This window comes from Mesorhizobium sp. WSM4976 (assembly GCF_029625685.1).
Classification (GTDB): Bacteria; Pseudomonadota; Alphaproteobacteria; order Rhizobiales; family Rhizobiaceae; genus Mesorhizobium.
In genome coordinates this window covers 108,652-128,915 of sequence record NZ_JARTVT010000022.1, presented here as the reverse complement: position 1 = coordinate 128,915, position 20,264 = coordinate 108,652, and the positions used below count along the sequence as shown (strand labels likewise).

Annotated in this window: 19 protein-coding genes; 10 read left to right on the top strand and 9 right to left on the bottom strand. The window is 62.5% G+C overall.

Annotated features, from left to right (window positions below; all coding sequences use genetic code 11):
- Positions 1-17 precede the first annotated feature (17 nt).
- The 3 genes from P9272_RS25210 (at position 18) to P9272_RS25200 (ending at position 3,522) form a co-directional block, all read left to right on the top strand.
- Positions 18-497, top strand: a complete 480-nt coding sequence (locus P9272_RS25210; RefSeq protein ID WP_278162629.1) for a MarR family transcriptional regulator — start codon at positions 18-20, stop codon at positions 495-497.
- Positions 494-1,693, top strand: coding sequence for an HlyD family secretion protein (locus tag P9272_RS25205; RefSeq protein ID WP_278162628.1), 1,200 nt, complete (start codon positions 494-496; stop codon positions 1,691-1,693). The genes P9272_RS25210 and P9272_RS25205 overlap by 4 nt, the downstream gene beginning before the upstream one ends.
- Positions 1,694-1,989: 296 nt before the next feature.
- Positions 1,990-3,522, top strand: coding sequence for a DHA2 family efflux MFS transporter permease subunit (locus P9272_RS25200; protein ID WP_278162627.1), 1,533 nt, complete (start codon positions 1,990-1,992; stop codon positions 3,520-3,522).
- A gap of 63 nt (positions 3,523-3,585) precedes the next feature.
- Here the strand turns inward: P9272_RS25200 and P9272_RS25195 are convergent, their stop codons facing one another.
- Both P9272_RS25195 and P9272_RS25190 read right to left on the bottom strand, forming a co-directional pair.
- On the bottom strand, positions 3,586-4,014 hold the full coding sequence (locus P9272_RS25195; protein WP_128260077.1) for a hypothetical protein: 429 nt from the start codon (positions 4,012-4,014) through the stop codon (positions 3,586-3,588).
- Positions 4,015-4,151: 137 nt separating this feature from the next.
- Positions 4,152-4,658, bottom strand: coding sequence for a CAP domain-containing protein (locus P9272_RS25190; protein ID WP_278162626.1), 507 nt, complete (start codon positions 4,656-4,658; stop codon positions 4,152-4,154).
- A gap of 167 nt (positions 4,659-4,825) precedes the next feature.
- Here P9272_RS25190 and P9272_RS25185 point away from each other — a divergent pair, with 167 nt between their 5' ends.
- On the top strand, positions 4,826-5,650 hold the full coding sequence (locus P9272_RS25185) for a DUF2189 domain-containing protein (protein WP_128260079.1): 825 nt from the start codon (positions 4,826-4,828) through the stop codon (positions 5,648-5,650).
- A gap of 27 nt (positions 5,651-5,677) precedes the next feature.
- Here P9272_RS25185 and P9272_RS25180 read toward each other — a convergent pair whose 3' ends face one another.
- The 3 genes from P9272_RS25180 to P9272_RS25170 all read right to left on the bottom strand — a co-directional run bounded on the left by P9272_RS25180 (position 5,678) and on the right by P9272_RS25170 (position 10,276).
- Positions 5,678-6,310 carry a LysE family translocator gene (locus tag P9272_RS25180; RefSeq protein ID WP_128260080.1) on the bottom strand — a complete coding sequence of 211 codons (633 nt, stop codon included), beginning with the start codon at positions 6,308-6,310 and terminating at the stop codon, positions 5,678-5,680.
- 87 nt (positions 6,311-6,397) lie between these two features.
- Entirely contained in the window at positions 6,398-8,371 is a 1,974-nt protein-coding gene (locus tag P9272_RS25175) for a pilus assembly protein (protein WP_278162625.1), read from the bottom strand.
- A 30-nt stretch (positions 8,372-8,401) separates the two neighbouring features.
- Positions 8,402-10,276, bottom strand: coding sequence for a TadE/TadG family type IV pilus assembly protein (locus P9272_RS25170; RefSeq protein WP_278162624.1), 1,875 nt, complete (start codon positions 10,274-10,276; stop codon positions 8,402-8,404).
- A gap of 281 nt (positions 10,277-10,557) precedes the next feature.
- Between P9272_RS25170 and P9272_RS25165 the strand changes: the two genes are divergently transcribed.
- Both P9272_RS25165 and P9272_RS25160 read left to right on the top strand, forming a co-directional pair.
- The gene (locus P9272_RS25165) at positions 10,558-11,406 is read left to right on the top strand and encodes a TIGR01459 family HAD-type hydrolase (protein WP_278162623.1); all 849 of its coding nucleotides are present in this window, start codon (positions 10,558-10,560) and stop codon (positions 11,404-11,406) included.
- Between the two features lie 32 nt (positions 11,407-11,438).
- Complete coding sequence (locus P9272_RS25160; RefSeq protein WP_278162622.1) at positions 11,439-12,422, top strand: bifunctional riboflavin kinase/FAD synthetase; 984 nt, start codon at positions 11,439-11,441, stop codon at positions 12,420-12,422.
- Positions 12,423-12,435: 13 nt separating this feature from the next.
- Here the strand turns inward: P9272_RS25160 and P9272_RS25155 are convergent, their stop codons facing one another.
- Positions 12,436-12,990: an HdeD family acid-resistance protein gene (locus tag P9272_RS25155; RefSeq protein ID WP_128260085.1), complete on the bottom strand. Its 555-nt coding sequence runs from the start codon at positions 12,988-12,990 to the stop codon at positions 12,436-12,438.
- A gap of 191 nt (positions 12,991-13,181) precedes the next feature.
- On the opposite strand from P9272_RS25155, the gene P9272_RS25150 reads away from it, so the two are divergent.
- Positions 13,182-14,237, top strand: coding sequence for a hypothetical protein (locus tag P9272_RS25150; protein ID WP_278162621.1), 1,056 nt, complete (start codon positions 13,182-13,184; stop codon positions 14,235-14,237).
- A 6-nt stretch (positions 14,238-14,243) separates the two neighbouring features.
- Here the strand turns inward: P9272_RS25150 and P9272_RS25145 are convergent, their stop codons facing one another.
- The 3 genes from P9272_RS25145 to P9272_RS25135 form a co-directional block, all read right to left on the bottom strand.
- Positions 14,244-15,671: a glycosyltransferase family 1 protein gene (locus P9272_RS25145; RefSeq protein WP_278162619.1), complete on the bottom strand. Its 1,428-nt coding sequence runs from the start codon at positions 15,669-15,671 to the stop codon at positions 14,244-14,246.
- Between the two features lie 13 nt (positions 15,672-15,684).
- Positions 15,685-16,650, bottom strand: coding sequence for a glycosyltransferase (locus tag P9272_RS25140; RefSeq protein ID WP_278162618.1), 966 nt, complete (start codon positions 16,648-16,650; stop codon positions 15,685-15,687).
- Positions 16,651-16,777: 127 nt separating this feature from the next.
- Positions 16,778-17,158, bottom strand: coding sequence for a hypothetical protein (locus P9272_RS25135; RefSeq protein ID WP_278162617.1), 381 nt, complete (start codon positions 17,156-17,158; stop codon positions 16,778-16,780).
- Between the two features lie 3 nt (positions 17,159-17,161).
- Here P9272_RS25135 and P9272_RS25130 point away from each other — a divergent pair, with 3 nt between their 5' ends.
- From P9272_RS25130 to P9272_RS25120, 3 genes are all read left to right on the top strand, one after another.
- The gene (locus tag P9272_RS25130; protein WP_278162616.1) at positions 17,162-17,860 is read left to right on the top strand and encodes a hypothetical protein; all 699 of its coding nucleotides are present in this window, start codon (positions 17,162-17,164) and stop codon (positions 17,858-17,860) included.
- 53 nt (positions 17,861-17,913) lie between these two features.
- A complete protein-coding gene (locus P9272_RS25125; protein ID WP_347404066.1) occupies positions 17,914-19,050 on the top strand; it encodes a glycosyltransferase family 4 protein in 1,137 nt (378 codons plus the stop codon).
- A gap of 217 nt (positions 19,051-19,267) precedes the next feature.
- Entirely contained in the window at positions 19,268-20,065 is a 798-nt protein-coding gene (locus P9272_RS25120) for a MipA/OmpV family protein (protein ID WP_278162613.1), read from the top strand.
- Positions 20,066-20,264 lie beyond the last annotated feature (199 nt).

Here is a 20,264-nt window from a genome sequence, read left to right as displayed (position 1 = left end):
TATTATATCTATCGCTCATGGTTTCAGATGGCATCGACAGATTGGGATTTTTGATCCACGACGTGCAGCGCCTGATGCGCAAGCGCTTCGAGGCGCGCGCCAGCGGGTTGGGACTTTCCTCAGCACAATGGCGGCTGCTCGTCCGCGTTGCAAAGGAGGCGGGCGTCGCGCAGGCGCGGCTCGCCGAGCTCCTCGAGATCGAGCCGATCAGCGTCTCACGCCTTGTCGACCGCATGGAGGAGGGCGGCTGGATCCAACGCCGTCAAGACGCGACGGACCGGCGCCTGCGCATGATCTTCCCGACCGAGAAGGCAAACGCGGCCTATGCCGACGTCAAGAGCCTCGCCGGCGAGGTCTATGAAGAATCGCTGGCCGGCGTGGCTGCGGAAGAACGCCGCGTCCTGATCCGTGTTCTGGACACCATCGTGCAGAATTTGACCGACGGCGAGACGTCGTCGCTGGAAAAGATCAAGAATAGAGAAGGGCGGGCAGCATGAACGCGGCAGCCAAGATAGAAGACGATAACGTCACCAAGCTTGCGCCGGCGCAGCCGGTCGCGGAAGCCCCGGCCAAGCCGGCTGCTGCTCCGGTCGCGGCGGCTCCTGTGCCGCATCCGGCGCCGGTCGCGCCGAAGAAGAAGCGTCGCCTCGGCCGTTTCCTGCTGATGGTCGCCCTGCCGCTGGCGCTGCTTGCCGGCGGCGCGTATGTCTGGGTCACGGGCGGCCGTTATCAGGAAACCGAGAACGCTAACCTGCAGCAGGCCAGGATTTCGGTCGCCTCCGACACGGCTGGCCGCATCGTCAAGGTCGGCATCGCCGACAACCAACTGGTCAAGCAGGGCGATCTCCTCTTCGTAATCGATCCCGAGCCTTACAGAATAGCGCTCGCCCAGGCCGATGCGGCGGTCGCCGCCGCGCGCCTCAGTGTCGAGCAGCTGCGCGCCGCCTACAGCCAGGCGATGGCGCAGGAGAGGTCGGCGAGCAGCGAGGTCGACTATGCGCAGTCGCAATATGACCGCGCCGCCGATCTCGCTCAAAAGGGCATCAACGCCAAGTCCTCGCTCGACCAGGCCCGCAACGATCTCGACAAGGCCAAGCAGCAGCTGGCGGTCGCGCAGCAGGGCATCGTCAGCGCCAAGGCGGCGCTTGGCGGTAATCCGGACATCGAGACCGACAAGCATCCGACTGTGATGGCCGCTTTGGCCGCGCGCGACAAGGCAGCCTATGATCTGGCGCAGACGACGGTGAAGGCGCCGGCTGACGGTATTATCTATCAGGCGGCCTCCTTCAAGGTCGGCCAGTATGTCGGCGTCGGCACGCCGCTGTTCGCGCTGGTCGAGGCCGGCGACACCTGGATCGACGCCAATTTCAAGGAGACCCAGCTCACCAACATGAAGCCGGGCCAGAAGGCGGAGATTGTCGTCGACACCTATCCGGGCCGCACCTTCGAGGCGACCGTCAAGGCGATCGGCGCCGGCACGGGAGCGGAGTTCTCGCTGCTACCCGCGCAAAACGCCACCGGCAACTGGGTCAAGGTCACGCAGCGCATTCCGGTGCGCCTGGAACTGACCGATCCCGACGCCAAAATGGCGCTGCGCACGGGCATGAGCGCAACCGTCACCGTCGACACCGGCGTGGCGCGCGGCCTGCCGTCGATCTTCGGCCACGCCACGGCAGGGGAGCACGCGCAGTAACAATACGCCCCCGTGAATCGGGGGCGGAGCAGGGGATTGGTCTGATGGGACGAGCGAGAAGGATAAGCGTTTAAGATCAGCCGTTTGGCGGCACGATCAAAACCGAAACCTTCGTCACGGACCCGTCGGTCCTCAGATTTCCGGGCGGCAGGCATCCGCTTCAACAGAGACTTTCAGTCGATGTAACCCCCACATCGATAGTCGCGTCCCACCGCGATGAGGGTCTCTCAACGGAAGGCTTTGCCGCCCGGAAACCCAGTGTACACGGTTTTGTTATCTGTCGGAAGTTCAGCATCATGAGCACGACCGAAGCTTTCAAGGAAGTGCCGCATCGCGGGCTGATCACTGTCGCGCTGATGCTGGCGACGATCATGCAGGCGCTCGACACAACGATCGCCAATGTCGCGCTGCCGACCATGACCGGCGACCTCGGCGCGTCGCCCGACAACATCAACTGGGTGCTGACCTCCTATATCGTGGCGGCGGCGATCATGACGCCGGTCACCGGCTGGCTCGCCGACAGGCTCGGCCGCAAGCAGCTGTTCCTCGCCTCCGTCGTCGGTTTCACCATCTTCTCCATGCTCTGCGGCCTTGCCTGGAGCCTCGAGACGATCGTGCTCTTCCGCCTGCTGCAGGGCGTGTTCGGCGCCGCCATTGTGCCGCTGTCACAGACCTTCCTGCTCGATATAAACCCGAAGGAGCGCCACGGTCAGGCGATGGCCATCTGGGGCGCCGGCATCATGCTTGGGCCGATCCTCGGCCCGACGCTGGGCGGCTGGCTGACCGAGAATTTCAACTGGCGCTGGGTGTTCTTCATCAACCTGCCCGTCGGCATCCTCGCCTTCGTCGGCATGGCTGCCTATCTGCCAGTCATCCCAAAGCGCCTGCGTGGGTTCGACTTCTTCGGCTTTGCCATGATCTCGCTCGGCGTCGGCGCGCTGCAACTCCTGCTGGATCGCGGTGGCGAGGTCGACTGGTTCAACTCGGCCGAGATCTGGATCGAGCTCGCTCTGTCGCTCACCGGCTTCTGGGTGTTCATCATCCACACGGTGACATCAGAGCATCCCTTCATCGATCCAAAAATCTTCCTCGACCGCAATTTCGTGACCGGGCTGGGCTTCATCTTCGTCATGGGCGTGCTGATCCTGGCCTCGATGTCGCTGTTGCCGCCGATGCTTGCCAACATCTTCGGCTACCCGACGGTGACAATCGGCATCGTGCTTGGTCCGCGTGGCATCGGCACGATGATCTCGATGCTGGTCGTCGGCCGCATCATGCACAGGTTCGATGCGAGGATCCTCGTCGCCATCGGTTTCCTGCTAACCGCGCAGTCGCTCTACACCATGGCAAGCTTCACGCCGCAGATGGACAATTGGCTGATCCTCACCTCGGGTGTCATCCAGGGGCTCGGCATGGGCATGGTGTTCGTGCCGCTGTCGACGGTCGCCTTCGCCACGCTCGATGCCCGTTACCGCACGGACGCCACCTCGTTGTTCAGCCTGGTGCGCAATCTGGGCTCGTCGATTGGCGTGTCGGTGGTCGCTGCCTTGATGGTGCGCAACACCCAGATCAACCACACCGAGCTTTCGGCCTTCATCAACCCGTACAATCCCAACCTGTGGGCTGCCTCGCCGGCGGCCGCGAGCGGCAACGCCGCGGCGCTATCGCAGGTCGACCGCGCGGTGAATGCGCAGGCCATGATGATCTCCTACATCAACGACTTCAAAATCCTGATGGTGATGACGCTGGCGGCGATCCCGTTCGTCATCCTGCTGCGCAAGCCCAAGGCGGCGCCGGCGGGCGGTGCGCCGGCAGCGCATATGGATTGAAGCGGTCTTTTGGCGGCCAGCTTCAGTCCGTGTGCATGGAACCGACACGGGCGAGTGGTTCGTTCACTCAGCTATATTGGGTACGCTCCAGCGCGGCGTCGCCGCAATTCGCCCACCCTTTGCGGCCTTGAAATAGGTCGCCGCGAGATCCTCGGCGCACATCGATGACAGGTATATCTGGATTGACCCGCCATCCTCGGTGACGGGATAGCGTTCGCCGCACGCTTCGAGGCGCCTTTCATACAGGCGCATTTGCCTGTGGCTCAGTCGATCGAAAAACCCGGCCTTGCATTTGTCGATCACGGCTTCCGACATGAATTCGTCGCCGCTCGATCCCCAGGCGCAAGTCTGATGTAACTTGTGGGCCGCCAGGCAATCGGGTGTGCTGTCTATATCCTGCGGCAATTGACTGCCTTCCGGACACTGGACATCCTCCGCGGCTGCGGGGGCGATCGATAGAAGCCCGATCAGGACTATGCAGCTGGCCCGCATGTCGAATTCCCCCGGCGGTCTCTCCAGATCGATTTTGCGTCCGTGTCACCTTAGCCCAACAGGCGCGGACGGAAAACACCGCTGCCGCCGGCTGCACACCGACCGGTCTGTTGGCGGAGCCGCTCGCTAGCGGCTCGTCACTGCCCGAGCACCAGCGCCCAGTATCGCAGCGCCGGATCGCGGCCGTCGCGCACATAGGCGAGCCCGAAGTGGCTGAAGTCCGGATCGAGCATGTTGCGGCGGTGCCCGTCCGAATGCATCCAGATGTCGAACAGTTTTTGCAGGTCGAAGCGGCCCTCGGCAATGTTTTCGGCCGCCGCGCCCCGCACGCCATTGTCCTTCATGCGCGAAGCGAAATCCTTGCCCCAGCCGGTGGTGTGGCTCATGCGTTCGCGCGATGCCATGTAGCCGGCCTGCTGCAAGGCTGCCTGTTCGAGCTGCGCATCCGGAACGAGCGTCGGCAGTCCGGCCGATGTGCGGATTGTGCTCAGCGTGCTCGTGGCGGACGAAGAGACGCCGGCGCCTTCGCCGGTCGGCACGGACACAGTGCTGCAGGCGGCGATGCCGGCAAGTGCTGCCAGGCCCGCGGCCTTGAACAATGTACGGCGGTTGAGGTCGGGGAGGGCGGTGGTCGAGATGCTCATCCGGCCTCTGATACCTGCGATCGTGGCTTTTGCCGGGCAGCCGACGAAAATCGCATGAGGCGGCGACTTTTCCCGGAAGATCGGTTATCATCCCGGCGTTCTTGAAAGTGGCAGCCATGGGCGGCCACCCAGGCGGTGACCGCCCCCGATATAAACGGAGGACGGTTATGGCCGGTTTTCATGTCATGACGGACGCGTACGGCGCGCATGTTCAGCCTACGGTGCGCCACATCTCGACCGCGGACCTTTGGGACGCGCTCAAGCTTGGCGCTGAGGATTTCTGGGCCAAGCCTTCCCATTACGTGTTCCTGTGCCTGATCTATCCGATCGTCGGCCTGATTCTGACGCAGTGGAGCTCGGGCTCGAACGCCATCCAGCTCGTCTATCCACTGATGTCCGGTTTCGCGCTGATCGGCCCGTTCGCGGCCATCGGCCTCTACGAAATCAGCCGCCGGCGCGAGCTTGGCATGAGCAGCCGCTGGCACCATGCGCTGGACGTGCGCCATTCGCCGGCGCTGCCATCGATCGCGGTCATCGGTATCCTGCTCTTCGCGCTGTTCCTGTTGTGGCTGTTTACCGCGCAATCAATCTACACCAGCCTGTTCGGGGCCGAGCCGCCGGCGTCGGTCGGCGCCTTCGTGCGTGACGTGCTGACGACCGGCAAGGGCTGGACCCTGATCCTCGTCGGCAACGCCGTGGGCTTCGTTTTCGCCGTCGTCGTTCTAGGCACCACCGTCGTCGCCTTCCCGCTGCTGCTCGACCGCGACGTCGGCGCCGTAGCAGCGATCGAAACCTCGGCCCGCGTGGTGATGGCCAATCCGCTGGCGATGGCGCTCTGGGGCCTGACGGTCGCGGTGCTCCTGGTGATCGGCTCGATCCCGCTATTTGCCGGGCTTGCCGTCGTCATGCCGATCCTCGGTCACGCGACCTGGCATCTCTACCGCAAGGTGGTCGAGCCGGAACAAGTCCGGCCTGTTCGCCGGCCGATGTAGGAGACGGCTGCGTCCTTGAGTTGACGGCTATCGTTGCGCTTCGGTCGCCATCTTCAAGGCCAGCGCCGTCAGCACCGTGCCCATCATCCAGCGCTGGAGGACCAGCCAGAACGGCCTTCCGGCGAGGAAGGCGGCGATCGAGCCGGCGGTCATTGCTATGATGGCGTTGACCGTCAGGCTGATCGAGATCTGCGTCACGCCGAGCACCAGAAGCTGCGACAGTACATGGCCCTTGGCCGGATTGATGAACTGCGGCAGGAGCGACAGATAGAGCACCGCGACCTTCGGGTTGAGCAGGTTGGTCATCAGTCCCATGACGAAAAGCTTGCGCGGCGTATCCCTGGGCAATTCGCGGACGTGGAAGGGGGAGCGTCCGCCGGGCTTCAGCGCCTGCCAGGCGAGCCACAACAGATAGAGCGCGCCTGCGAAGCGCAGCGCATCGTAAGCGTAAGGAACGGCGAAGATCAGCGCGGTGATGCCGAAGGCGGCCGAGACCACATAGAACAGGAAGCCCAGCGCCACGCCGCCAAGCGAGATCAGCCCGGCCTTTGGCCCTTGCGACAGCGAGCGCGAGATCAGGTAGATCATGTTCGGGCCGGGTGTGAGCACCATGCCGAGGCAGATCAGCGCGAAGGTAAGATGGTTGGCAGCGTCGGGCATCGGGGTCTCCGGAAAGTGCCCGAGATGTGCGCCGCTTCGTTAAACGTCGCAAGGGCTTGATGGGATCGCCCTTTACGCCAGCGCGGCTTATCCGACCACGCGCAGGTTCGAGAGCTCGTTGGCGATCTCCTTGAAGTTGTCGGAGAGCGTCGCGCCGGTGGCGTTCCAGAACAGCTTGGCCGGCTTGGTTGGATCCGTCGGGTCCTTGCGGAAGCGGGAGTCGGAAGAGCATGCTTTCAGCGCCGCCATGGCCTTCTGGTCGCTAGAACTGGTCGCGGACATGTCGAGCGCCACCGTCATCACCATGATGTTGCCGGCCTTGGCGTTGTCGCACAGCTTCGCCATCTGCTCGTTCATCGCGGCGGTGTAGTTGCTCGAGGAGTAGTTGAACTGGCCGATCGCGCTCGACGTGCCGCCGAACAGACGGGTGACCGAGCTACCGTTATAGCCAACCCCGGTGTAGCCATAGGCCGCATAGGTCGACTTGTTGCCTGCGGGGTCGGAACTGACCGTCGAATAGGTGTTCTCGCCATCGGTCAGCACGATGACCACCTTGTCGTTGCCGCGCTCGGTCTCGGGCCGCCCCTGGGTGAAGGGCGGGGCGCTCGACACCGTGCGCCAGCCCCAGGCCATGCCTTCGGGCACATTGGTGTTGCCGTTGGGCTGCATGAGGTCGATCGCAGCCTTGATGGTAGCAAGCCCATCGGTCTGGGTGACATCGGTGAGCGGTGTGATCGGCGTGGTGGTGCAGCTGTAATTGGGACCCGTGCCCGAACTGAGGGTTGGAGCATCGATCGGCCGCGGCTGAAAGTACTTGGCCATGTTCGACTGCCTGGTCTTGCCCGTGGTGCTCGACGGATCGTCGTTCCACCAGCTGTTTGCCGCGCCATAGGTCGTCGGGTTCGGCTCGAGCGGGTTCTGGGTCACCTTCCAATGATTGCCGGGTTCGTCCGGCGCGAACATCGGCACGAACATGGTCGCGGGATCGCCGACGCCGATACCGGTGTTGTTCGGGCCGCCCAAGGCCGGCGTGTCGTCGACATTGTAAGGATAGGGCCGTACCTCGACACAGCCTTGCCAACTGGCGAATGGCCCGTAGGTGTCGTTGTAATCATATTCCGTATGGCTGTGCGAACAGGTGTGGTTCGAGCGGTATGTATCGCAGACGGTGCGCGCGCTGCCGACGATGCGCTCGTGGCTGGTCACGACCTTCATGTCTTGATAGAGCTCGAAGCGGCTGAGAACCTGGTTTTCTTCATCGCCCCAGCCGGTGCCTTTCTTGTACCAGATGCCGTTGATCTTCTGGGCATATTTGTCGGGCGCATTCAGCGTCGACCAGTCGAAATTCTCGTTGGCGACCGGAGACAGCCCATAGACGTCCATCCACGGCGCATTGTCGTTTTGCGACCCGACATTGACCGAGGCGGCAAAGGGCACGAGGCTGAACTGCACCGGCTTGTCGATCTGCTTAATCTGCGCTGCCTGCTGCGCCAGCGTGTCGACGAGCTGCTTGGCGGCCTGCTTGAGCAGGTCGATGCGTTTCTGTCCCGAGCCGGTGCCTGGCGTTGTCATGGAGCCCGAATTGTCGAGCACCATCGCCACTTCCAACGTGTTCTTCAGCCGCACCTGGGAGTCCATGCCGATGTTGATGGGCTTTTTGGCATCGGTTTCGGAAGCGCCGACGAGCAGCGCTGACGATGGATGGAAATAGGGATGGTAGTTCAGCGTCGCGCTCATGGTGAGCAGGCCGCCGCCGGCCTGGTTGGTGGGCAGCGTGATGTTGAGCGCCACGTTGGCCGGGTCGATGCCGTTTAGGTTGGCGTTGAAGAAGTCGACCGCATAGGCTCTGATCTGATCGTCCGTGGCGCCTTCGGCAAGCCGCCGCGCGGCGGCGAAATTGGCGGCATCAAGCGCGTTCAGCACCATCTGCTTCTGGCGGTTAAGCTCGCTGAAGTCGACCGCGATCGCCAAGGCTCCCATCAGCGGAACCATGGCGGCCGCCGTCACGAGAGCATAGTTGCCTCGACGATCGCGGCAGAATTGATGCCAGAATTTGCGCATTTTAGTTGAAGCGGCCCCCGGTTGTTGTGCTCAACTGACGATGCGCAGGTTCGACAATTCGTTGCCGATCGCCTTGAAGTCGTCCGAAAGCGTTGCGCCGGTAGAGTTCCAGAACAGCTTCGCCGGCTTGCTCGGGTCGGTCGGATCCCTGCGGAAACGCGAATCCGATGCGCAGGTTTTCAAGGCTGCCATCTGCGCCGCCTCGGCGGTGTTGCTGGAATCGAGGTCGAGCGCGATCGTCATGACGATGATGTTGGCGGCCTTCGCGTTGTTGCAGAGGGTGACGAAATGCTCGTTCATGGCCTTGGTATAGTTGGCATTCGAGTAATCCGTCTTGCTGACGTTACTGCTGGTGCCCAGGAAAATGCGGCCGTAGCTGTAAGCACTGTTGTATGGTTTCACGTAACCCAGCGCCGAATATGTCGATTTGGCGCCCGCCAAGTCATTGGCTCCCAATGAAGTGGGTGTGTAATAGGTGTTGGCGCCGTCCGTCAGGACGATCAAGACCTTGTCATTACCTTTTTCATTTTCGGCGCGGCCCTCAGTGAACGGAGCTGTGCTGGAGAGAGTTCTCCAGCCCCAGGCCATGCCTTCCGGCACATTGGTGGCGCCGCTGGCGGCCATGGCATCGATCGCCGTCTTGACCGACGTTGCGCCTGCGGTGGTCGATACATCGGTGAGCGGCGTGATCGCGGTCGTGCTGCAACTGGTGTTGGGACCTTCGTTCATGCCGTATGCGGGCGTCACTTTAGTGCCGATGCCAGCATTGAAATATTTCGGCATGTAGCGCTGCCGCACCGCGTCCGTGCCGCTTGATATGTCTATATGCCAATCGCTGTAGGCAGACCGCGAAGAGCTGTCCGTGTTGTCCGTCTCGTCGGGCGCAAACATGGGCACGAACATTGTAGCCGGTGTCGACGTCGAGGCTGCTGTATCTTGGATGTTGTAAGGATAGGGCCGGGACTCGACGCAACCGCTCCAACTTGCGATCGGCGCGTAAACTATGTTGGACGTGCAATTGCCGTTCTTGTCCTTGGTGCACGATGCGATCCGTTTCATCCACTTGTAGATCGAAAAGCGCGTCAGCACCTGGTTCAACTGCGATGCATCCCACGCGGAGCCTTTCGCATAATAGTTGCTGCCGGACTTCACCGCATATTGGTTAGGGGAGTTGGCCGAGGTAAGAGTCGACCAATCGAGGTTCTCCTGGTCGAGCGGCGAAACGCCGGTCGTGTCCATCCAGGCGGCATCTTTGTTCGCCGGACCGACATTGACCGAGGCGGCAAAAGGCACGAGGCTGAATTGAACCGGCTTGGAAACCTGCTTCATCAACAGCGCTTGCCCTGCCAACTGATCGACAAGTTGCTTGGCGGCGTTTTTCAAGAGGTCGAACCGCACCTGGTTCGAGCCGTGGCCGAGTTCGGTCATCGAGCCGGAGTTGTCGAGCACCAGCGCCACCTCCAGCGTGTTCTTTAGGCGGATTTCGGACCTGGCCGAAAAGTTGACGGTGGTCTGACCCGGAGCGCCGCCGCCCAGCAGCATGACCGCGGCCGGCAGAAAATAAGGCTGGTATTTCAGCGCGGCCTCAAGGACCAGCGTGCCGCCGCCGGCGTTGTTGTTCGGCAAAGTCACCGTCAGCGTCGTGTTCGCTGGAAGGACGTGCCTTAGGTTGGCTTCGAAGAACGTCTTGGCATAGGCCTTCGCATCGGCGTCGCTTGCACCGGCGACGATCTGCTGTGCCGTCGCGATGCCGGCGGCATCCAGCGCATTCAACGTTTCTTGCCGCTCGCGCACCAGTTCGGTGTAATCAACCGCCAGCGCGACGCCGCCCATCAGCGGTATCATCGTGATGACCGTCATCAAGGCGTAGTTGCCGCGCCTGTCGCGAAAAAAATCGCGGATCATTGCATTTACCCCGCCAAGGATCCATGCCGAGATAAGACCATGGTCGTAGTTGCCGTAGTACCATGGTCACAAATCGTTAAATTTCAGCGTGCGCGAAACCATCAAGAAGGCACCGCCTTTTTGACGGCGCGTTAACCCTGTGCTTCCGGGCGAGCGACATCGAGGCCCGGCCTGTCGTGATCGGGAAAGCTCGTGACAGGATCATACGCTTCGGTTATGCGGGACCGTCCGTGGCCGACAGTCTGTCGCGGCCTGCCAGGAATCAAAATCAGGGACACGGCATGGCGGATTCGCCTGACATCATCGGCTCGCTCGACGATCTTGCGGGGCGCTACGCGGCCATATTGTGTGACGTATGGGGCGTCGTTCACAATGGCGAATGGCATTTTCCGGCGGCCGCCGCCGCGCTTGCCCGGGCACGTGCGGCCAACGTGCCCGTCGTGCTGATCACCAATTCGCCACGCCGCAGCGCCGACGTGATTGCCCAGATGAAGATCATCGGTGTTCCCGCCGACGCCTGTGACCGGGTCGTCACCTCCGGCGACGTTACGCGCGACCTGATCGCCGACGGCCCAAGGCGGATCTTCCATATCGGGCCGGAGCGCGATTTCACTCTGTATGACGGGCTCGATGTCGATCTTGTCGAGGAATTCGAGGCCTCAGGTGTCGTCTGCACCGGTCTCTATGACGATGAGGTCGAGAAGCCCGCCGATTATGCCGAACTGCTGCAGCGGCTGCGCGCCCGCAACCTGCCTTTCATTTGCGCCAATCCGGATATCCTGGTGGAGCGCGGCGAGCGCACGATCTGGTGCGCCGGCGCGCTCGCGCGGGACTACGCGCAACTGGGCGGTCGTACGCTGATTGCCGGCAAGCCCTTCGCGCCGATCTACCATGTCGCCATGAAGGAGGTCGCCGGATTGCTCGGCCGCTCCGTCGAGCGAAGCGAAGTTCTCGCCATCGGCGACGGCATGATGACCGATGTCAAGGGCGCGGCCGACAACGGCTTTGACGTGCTCTATGTTTCCGGCGGCATCCACGCGCGCGAGCATGGCGACGATCCCGCAAGGCTGGCGGCCTTTCTCGAAAAGCACGGCTACCGGCCGGTCGCCGTCATTCCGCGCCTGCAATAGTTTGATAGTCTGGCCATGACGGGCGCCTCGACATGACGCAAGCCTTCAAACGTCTTTCCACGGCCGCGCCGCTGCCTGCGCATTTGCGCGGCGGCGTCGTGGCGATCGGCAATTTCGACGGCGTCCATCGTGGCCATCAGGCCGTGCTGCAGCGCGCGCTGGCTGAGGCCCGCCGCAATGGCGTGCCCGCCTTGGTGCTCACCTTCGAGCCGCATCCGCGCAAGGTGTTCCGGCCGGAGGTGCCGCTCTTCGTGCTGACGCCGCCGCCTATGAAGGCGCGGCTGCTCGCCGGACTTGGCTTCGCCGCCTTGGTCGAGCAGCCGTTCACACGCGATTTCGCCTCGCTCTCCGCCGAGGCTTTCGTGACCGATGTGCTGGAGAAGAATCTCGGCATCCACCATGCCGTTACCGGCTTCGACTTCCATTTCGGCAAGGACCGCCAGGGCGGCCCGGCTTTCCTGATGGCGGCGGGAAAACGGCATGGTTTCGGCGTGACGCTGGTCGACGCCTTCCGCGATGAAGGCGCCGAAGTCGTCTCGTCGAGCCGCATCCGCGGACTGCTGGTCGATGGCAAGGTGGAGGAGGCCGCCGGCCTGCTCGGCTACCGTTTCACCGTGGAGGCCGAAGTGATCGGCGGCCAGCAGCTTGGCCGCACCCTCGGTTTCCCGACCGCCAATATGCGGCTTTCGCCGGAAGCCGCCTTGAGGGAGGGGATCTACGCCGTCCGCTTCCGCCGTGCCGACGGCACGCTTCATGACGGCGTTGCCAGCTTCGGCCGCCGCCCGACGGTCGACGACAATGGCGCACCGCTGCTCGAGACTTACGTCTTCGATTTTTCCGGCGATCTCTATGGCGAGATCTGCGCGGTGTCGTTCTTCGGCTTCCTGCGCCCGGAGCTCAAATTCGACGGCCTCGACGCGCTGGTGGCGCAGATGAAGAAGGACGAGGGCGAGGCGAGGGCGCTGTTGGCGGGGGTGCGCCCGCTGTCGCAACTGGATAGCGAAATCGCGTTCTGATCACCTGTTGCTTTTACCGCTTCAGGGCGAGCCCGATGGCGATGAAACTCCAGCCCTGGAAGACCAGGTCGATCGCCAGGAAGATGCCAAGCACCCAAAGGCTGTTCACCGGCCAGCCCATGGCGACCATCAGCCCGAGCAGGATGGTGATGATGCCTGCCGCGAGCAGCCATCCCCAGCCTTGCTCCGGCCGGTGATTGAGGGCCACCCAGGACCGCAAAAGTCCCGAGGCGACGAGCGCGATGGCCAGCAGCAGGGTCAGCACCGCCGAGGCGAGCAGCGGATTGTCGAAGGCGAAAAAGCCGGCGACGGCATAGAGCAGGCCGCTCAGCAGCCAGTAGAAGAAACGTCCCCAGGTCTTGACCCCGAAGGCGTGGACGATCTCGATGATGCCAGCCATCAGCATCAGCCAGCCGACGACATACACCGAGGCGACGGTGGCGATGAACAGATTGCCGAAGGCGATGCCTCCGAAGATCAGCAGCAGCACGCCGAGCGCCACGAACCATCCCCATTTGTCGCGCGTCCGGCCGATTGCGTCCTTCAGGGCATCGCCTCGCAAAGCCATGATATTCTCCCTCGGGTAACTCCCGCGCCGCACGCGGTGGAGGAAGGGTAATCCCAATGGCATTGCCCGTCCAGCAATGGACAGCCTCCGTCGCCGACCTTCCGCCGAAGTCGCGAGTGTGGTAGCGGATCCAAATCCGGCGCCCTGCCGGGCGAGCCATCGAAAATCACCAAACCCACGCCGCGAAGCCCGTGAGAATCCTCGAAGTTGGGCGTACCCCATATCTGGCCGGCTATTTCCCCGGCAGCGTGGAGAGATTCGATACCAGCGCATATGAAAACAGCACGCCGCCCGAGTTTGCCGGGCTGTTGGCTTTGCTGAAAGCCATCGGGAACGAAAGCTACGACCTGATCGTCTGTGAGCCCAACGTACGGCGGCGGCTCGATGCGCTCTCACGCCTCTTGTTCTCGAAGCGGATTTTCTCCGGGCGGCCGTCCTTCTCCTCGATATTCGCCCAGCAAATGTTCCGCCGCCGCCTCAATGTTCCGGTTGCTGTCATCGACATAGAGGACCATTCGCGCATTACCGCGGCCGATCGGTATCTGCTTGCCAGGTCGCCCCTTTATTTCAAGCGGGAACTGCCAAGCGATGAGTGGAGACTTCTGGACAGCGGCGATGGCTTCGCCGGTCGAAGCCTGCGCTCGAAACCCTCCCTGCGAGCCATGATGGACAAGATCCTGCCGGTCTCACTTGGCATGTCGCTTGACGCGGAAGCTTTTGCGCGGGGCATGGCGAGGTCCCGCAAGACGAGCGACGTCTTCTTTGCAGGCAACGTTTGCGGCCTGCCCGAGCGCGAACGGGGGCTTGCCGAACTGCGCGAACTCGCGGCCGCGGGTGTCAAAGTCGATATTCCAGAGCAGCGCATCGGCCGTCAGGAGTTTTTCCGGCGATGCGCCGAGGCCCACCTCGTCTGGTCGCCGGAAGGCTACGGATGGGATTGTTTCCGCCATCACGAGGTCGCGGCGATGGCTTCCGTGCCGGTCATCAACGCACCTTCCATCAGGCCCTACCGGCCCATGAGACACGGCGACGAGTGCCTCTACTACGTGCCCGAAAAAGGCGCCCTGACCCGCACGATCTTCACCGCGCTCGAGAACCGCGATGCGTTGATAGCCATGGGCGACGCGGCGCGCGAGCACGCGATTTCGTTCAAGCGCCGGAGTGAGATCGGGCGCTACGTCGTAAACGAAACTCTGAGCCGGTTTCAGAGCACTGTGGCGGCCGCCCGCTTCGCCGCGCAACCATAGAAGCGTCTATTCTCGCGCCGGCGCGACCTCGTCCCGGAACGGCGCAAGCGTCGCCTCCAGCGTCTCCCGGCCAGCCTGCTCCCAGCTTCGCGCCACGAATTCGCCGGCCGTCACCTCATAGGAACTCCGGACCTCAGGCGAGGTGATCCATTCCCGCATGGCCTTTTCCCATGCTTCGACATCGAGTGGGTCAAGGCAGAGTCCGAATGGGCCGACCACTTCGGGGATGGCTCCGCCTGTCGAGGCGATCAGCGCCTTTCCGTAGGCCAGCGCCTCGACGGGCGGCAGTCCATATCCCTCATAGAGCGACGGATACACGCAGAACGCGCTGTTTTGGTAGAGCAGGGACAACGTCCCGTCGTCGACGTTGTCGAGATGAACAAGGCTCTGGCCGTAGTCGGGATGGCTGTGAAGCTTCGTCAGGACCGCACCGACCATCCAGCCGCTGCGGCCGACGAAAACCAGCTTCATGCCGCTATGCGCGACCGTTCCGTCCTGAACAAGGCGCCGCCAGACGTCCATGAGCAACGAATGGTTCTTGCGTGGTTCGATAGTGGAAACGAACAGGATGTAGCGACCTGTCTCAAGTCCGTCCGGCAGGGGGCCGTCCGCCTGCGATCTGCGCGCGCTGTCGCAGCCGAGCGGGATCAGTTTCAGTTCCGGCAGGGGAAGGCCGAGCCCGGCGGCATGCTCCTCCATGTCGTCGGTGACGCGCTTCGACGTCAGGATGAAGCGGTCCGCCAGCCCGATCGCCAGATTCACGTAATCCGTGAATCTCGCGACGTCATGAGGTTTGTACCATTCGGGATACTGGATCGGGATGATGTCGTTCAGCAGCACGATCAGCTTTGCGCCGGCCGAGCGGCACTGGCGCGAAATGAGCTCGATATCGGTGTGCGACCAGTCGTTGTTCATCAAAAGCAGATGGTCGCCGGGCATGAGATCGTGTTTGTGGCCGGCCACCGTCCGCAGCGGCACGATCCGAACCTTTGAACCATCCTCGCGGGCGATCAGCCGCCGCTCGTTCGCCTTCGTCAGGCGGTTTTCGATCCGATCAAGAAAAGGAAGAAAACCGCTGCCGGGATTGTGCCGGGCAAATGCGCCGATCTCCGTTATCAGGATCCGGCGCGCCTTTATGATGGCCATCAGCGACCGCCGTGCCCAGTGCGGCCAGCGATCGTAAAACCGCATCTTGATGCGCGCCGGGTCCGGATGGAAACTCATGTCGCATGAGATGTCGCCGGCGATGATTTCCGCCGCAATCCGCGGCGAAACCTGCCTGAGGACCCGGTCGATCGGGTCGAATACCGTGAACGCCACGTCGGAGGCCGTGAACGCGGCCGCAGCCGCACTGTAATGCCGCTGCACGCGGACCAGGCCGACCGGAGGGCCGAGCCAGCGCGCCATGCTGGTGAGATCGACGACAAGCCGCATCAGCCGGGCCGCATCAGTTCGGCCGCATCTTGGCAGGGCGCGCGATCATCCTGCGCCAAGCCAGTCGAGGCCCGAGCGCGAGCGTCCTGAACGAGGGGGCGCCGACAGCCGCGAGGAGCAGAAGCTTGCAGGTTGTGGCAAACGGTATGCCCGTCGTTCGCAGCAGCAATTCGATGTCGCGTCTCTCCAGGCTCGAGATACCGACACCTGTGGCGGCACGCCATGCCAGAAAGTTTTCGATGGCCTCTGTGGGTTGGTCGTTTGCGTCGAACGGCTCGGCGCGTGCGCGGCGCAACAGCGCCGACTGTCTGGCCAGCGCCGCGGCCGCCTTTTGCTGATCCTCCTTGACGCGCGACACCTGTCCTGGATGCGAGCGCAATTTGACCAGCCGCGCATCCATGTTGGCCAGCTTTCCGGTCTCGGAAAGCCGCAGCCACAGATCGTAGTCCTCCGCATAGGTGAATGCGCGACGATAGCCTCCCAAGCGCCGGACGGCCTCGGTCCGGAACATCACTGTCGGATGAAGCATGGGATTGTATCTGGCTAGGGCAGACCGCAAGGGCTCGTTGCCGATGGGAACGTCCATTGGCCGCAACGGCTTTCCGTCCTGGTCGATCTGCAATCCCGCCGTGCCGAGCAACTGCAGATCGCCATCCGCGTCGAAACGCGCCGCCTGCAGGCGAAACCTTTCGGGCAGCGAGAGGTCGTCGCCATCCATGCGCGCCACAAGAGGGGCCTGCGCGAGCGCGATTCCCATATTGAGCGCGTCGACGATGCCTTTGCCGCGATTGGCGATCACCTTGACGCGGCCATCGCCCTCGGCGAGCGAGGTCGCGATCGCGGCGCTGTCGTCCGAGGAGCCATCGTCGACAACGATGACTTCGATATCAGCCAGATCCTGGTCCAGAATGCTCTGCAAGGCTTCGCCGATGTAGCGCGCGCCGTCTCTCACCGGAATGATCACGCTTACTGTCGGCAACAGAACGTCCTTGCGATAATCGGGCGTGACGGAATGACCGTTGAATCGGCCAGCTTGGCTACTGGGTATTTGCGATTTGGGCTCAAGGTTCCATCGCAAAGTTCGATCCCTGTGTCGACCGCCAATCTCATTGTCGCGCCGATCTCGGCGCGGCCTGAAGGGCGGGCTCCAGCAGGCGTAAGACCGCCTCGCGTTTTTTCGCCTTCAACGAGGGGTCGCCGTCGAGGCCGACTTCATGAAGCCAGCTTCCCCGCCATTCGCAATAGGCCTGCCTGAGTCCAACCCCGGGCAGGGCCGCGAATGCCGTTATCGGCCGTTGCGGCAACGCGTTCGGGTCCACATTCCGATAGAGCACCTCCCAATTGGCTCCGCCGGTATCGAGGCCGGCGAACCAGTCGAGCCCGAAATCGAGAGGCTTGCGGGCGACGGCGTCGAAGCGGAAGAAACAATAGCCCGCCCACAAATACCAGCGCGCGCCCGCTCGGCGAAGGTCGCCGTAGAACGCCACATCTTGAAGAGGCTCGAAGGGGTCGCATGGCTGCGTCGGGAAAAGGTCCTGGTCCAGAAATCCGAATGCGGCGGGCGCTGCGGGTTTCAGAACATTCTGCCACATCCAGTTGAGCGCGGCGCCATGGGAGCGGCTCGGGCTTTTCACGGTCCATGGATTGGCCGGCAGCCTGACATAGGCGGTGCCATGGGCCGCGCATACCTGCCTGTTCTCGCGAGCGTCGGCTTCGCTGAGGCTGTTGTCGGCCACGATATGGAGGTCGTGACGGACAAGTTCGCTGGCCAGCCGAAGCTGCAGATCGAGGCATCGGGCATCACCGAAGGCGATGGTGAGCAGCACATCGTGACCCCCGGCGGCATCGCGGATATCCGCAATGTCGCCATCCGCGGCTGGCTGGTCCAGGAACCTACGGTCGATCTTCCGGTAACGGACGGTCTTGACGGCATGTGTCAGCGGCTGCAGCCTCAGCCATTGCCGCCAGTTGTATTCACGCAGGGCCTTTGGCACGGGTATGGTAGCTTTCAGGTGAAACCGGCTTGGCAGCCACAATTAATCCATGAAATCTTCATAATCGCGACCCGGTTGATCTTTTTTTGGGAAGCTCGAACGCAACAGCATCCAAGTCTCTTGATAACCCGCTATATACAGCATATTCGTCTTTTAAACACGACTGACACTAAGCGCCCTGCTTTGTTTGTTTGAAGGAAGAAGTCTACGGCGCGCCCGCAGCTCTCCGCTCGATCGGACCTGGGTAAATGGCGCTTCCGGAACATACAATGAGAATTTGCTGCGCAATCTCTGCCCTGTTTATGAATGGGGGTCTGCAAAGGGATTGTCTCAACATCAGCGACCGGCTGGTCAAGCGCGGCCATAGCGTGACGATTCTGACGACACGCCAGGTCGGCCATGTCGACAGCTCGGCGGCGATAAAGGTCCAGCCTGCCCGGGCTATCTCCAATCCGGGCACCGAATATGCGCTGGGAAAGACCCTGCTGACGGCCAAGCGGGATTTCGACTGCGTGGTCGGTTTCAACAAGATGGCGGGCCTGGACGTCTACTATGCGGGCGACCCGCCTTATTTTGCCTCGAAGCTCGGCTGGTGGCGGCCGTTTTCGCCCCGCTTCATTCGCCAGCAGAAGCTCGAATCGATGATCTTTGCCCCCGGCAGCGCCGTGCAGATCATTGCGCTCAGCGAGCACCAGGCAGCGCTTTACCGCGACTTCTGGCGAACCGAGGAGGCGCGGATCCATGTTGTCGGACCGACGCTCGATCCAAAACGCCGCCGGCCGGAGTTGCTGGCAGCCGACCGCAATGAAATCCGCGATCGTTTCGGGCTTCCCCGCCAGGCCGTGATTGCGTTGAGCATCGCGAACAGAATGAAAGTGAAGGGTCTCGACCGGGCGGTGAAGGCCCTGCAGGCGTTCCCGGACATTCATTGGCTGGTGGCCGGTCTTCGCAAAAACAGCGAGGAGGAAATCCGGCTTCGCAGTCTTATTGCCAAGTGCGGCATGTCGCACCGGGTCATCCTCCTGGGTATCCAGGAGGACATCCCGGCGATTGTGATTGCAAGCGATTTCATGCTGCACCCGGCACGCCTGGAAAATACCGGCACGGTGATCCTCGAGGCGCTCGCAAATGGCCTCCCGGTCATCGCGTCGGCCGCTTGCGGATACGCAAAATATGTCGAAGCCAGCGGGGCCGGACTGGTCGTGGCCAATCACGACGATCCTGAAATCTGGCGACAGGCGGTCCGGAAAGCCGGCAATCCGGCGATCCGGGCGCAGTGGCGCGAGGCGGCCCTTGCCTACGGCTCGTCAACGCCGCTGACCGGCGGACTGGAAGCCGCCTGCGATCTGATCGAGATGTCGCGGCGCAATCGCTGTATCGGCTAAAGCATGTCTCCCGAAGGTGGGAACCGGTTTCGGGATAAAGACATGCGTAAAATCAGAGACCTACAGCGCATGGAGCGAATCCGAAGGATCGCGACGCGCTTTTAGGTCGCCGGCCGGTTCCGATCTTAGCGGTTTTAAATCAAATTTTACCCAACTCGCGGCATGGCTTGAGCGTCGGCGGATGGTCTTGCCGGCGCGTTTCGCGTAAGGGGTGACGATGCGTATTGTCGGGACGATTCCACTGGCCCTTGCCATGGGTCTGTTCACCGCGCCCGTCGCCCAGGCAGGCGGGGGCGGTTGGATATCCGGCGACTGGTACCTGACGCTCGGCGCCACCGGCCTCGTCGCGCCGAACTTCGAGGGCGGCAGGAAATATATGGTCAGCGCCCAGCCGATCATCTCGCTCGGCAAGGTCGGTCCCGAGGCGCGCTTCACCTCGCGCAACGACAATATTTCTCTGGCGCTGATCGACGACGGTTCGGTTCGCGCCGGCCTGACCGGCAAGTTCATATTTTCTCGCGACAGCAAGGACGAGCTCAAGGGGCTCGATCCCGTGCGCTGGGGCGGTGAAGCGGGCGGCTTCTTCGAATTCTATCCGCTGGATTGGGTGAGGGCGCGGGCCGAATTGCGGCACGGCATTCGTGCCCATAACGGTTTCGTCGCCGACATCGCCGCGGACACCTTCTATGACATCACGCCGACGGTCCGCATTTCCGGCGGCCCGCGCGTCTCCTTCGCGTCATCCAACTATTTCGACGCCTATTATGGCGTCAACGCCAAGGAAGCGGCGGCTTCGGGCTTGAGCGAGTACCATCCGGGCGGCGGCCTGAAATCGACGGGCCTCGGCGGCGCGATCACTTGGAAGGTGACCGAGCCGATGACGGCCAGCGTCTTCACTGAATATTCTCGCCTGATGGGTCCGGCTGCTGATTCCAGCCTGGTCAAGGAGCGGGGCGACCGAAACCAATGGACCTTCGGTGTCTCGACCACTTATCGCTTCAATTTCACCATGTAAGCCGCGAACCGGCTTCCTGCCTTGAATTCCGCGCTTTATTCCTGCCGCGCCATCCGCTAAAAGCCACGCCATGATGAGCTTTTCGCGCTTTTTCGCGATCGCGATACGAATTACGGGCCCGGTGTTCCGGGTGGCCTGAGCGCCGCTGGAGCCGCCGGGAGTTTTCGCGCGCGCCTCGCGCTTTTCCAAGAAGATGCTA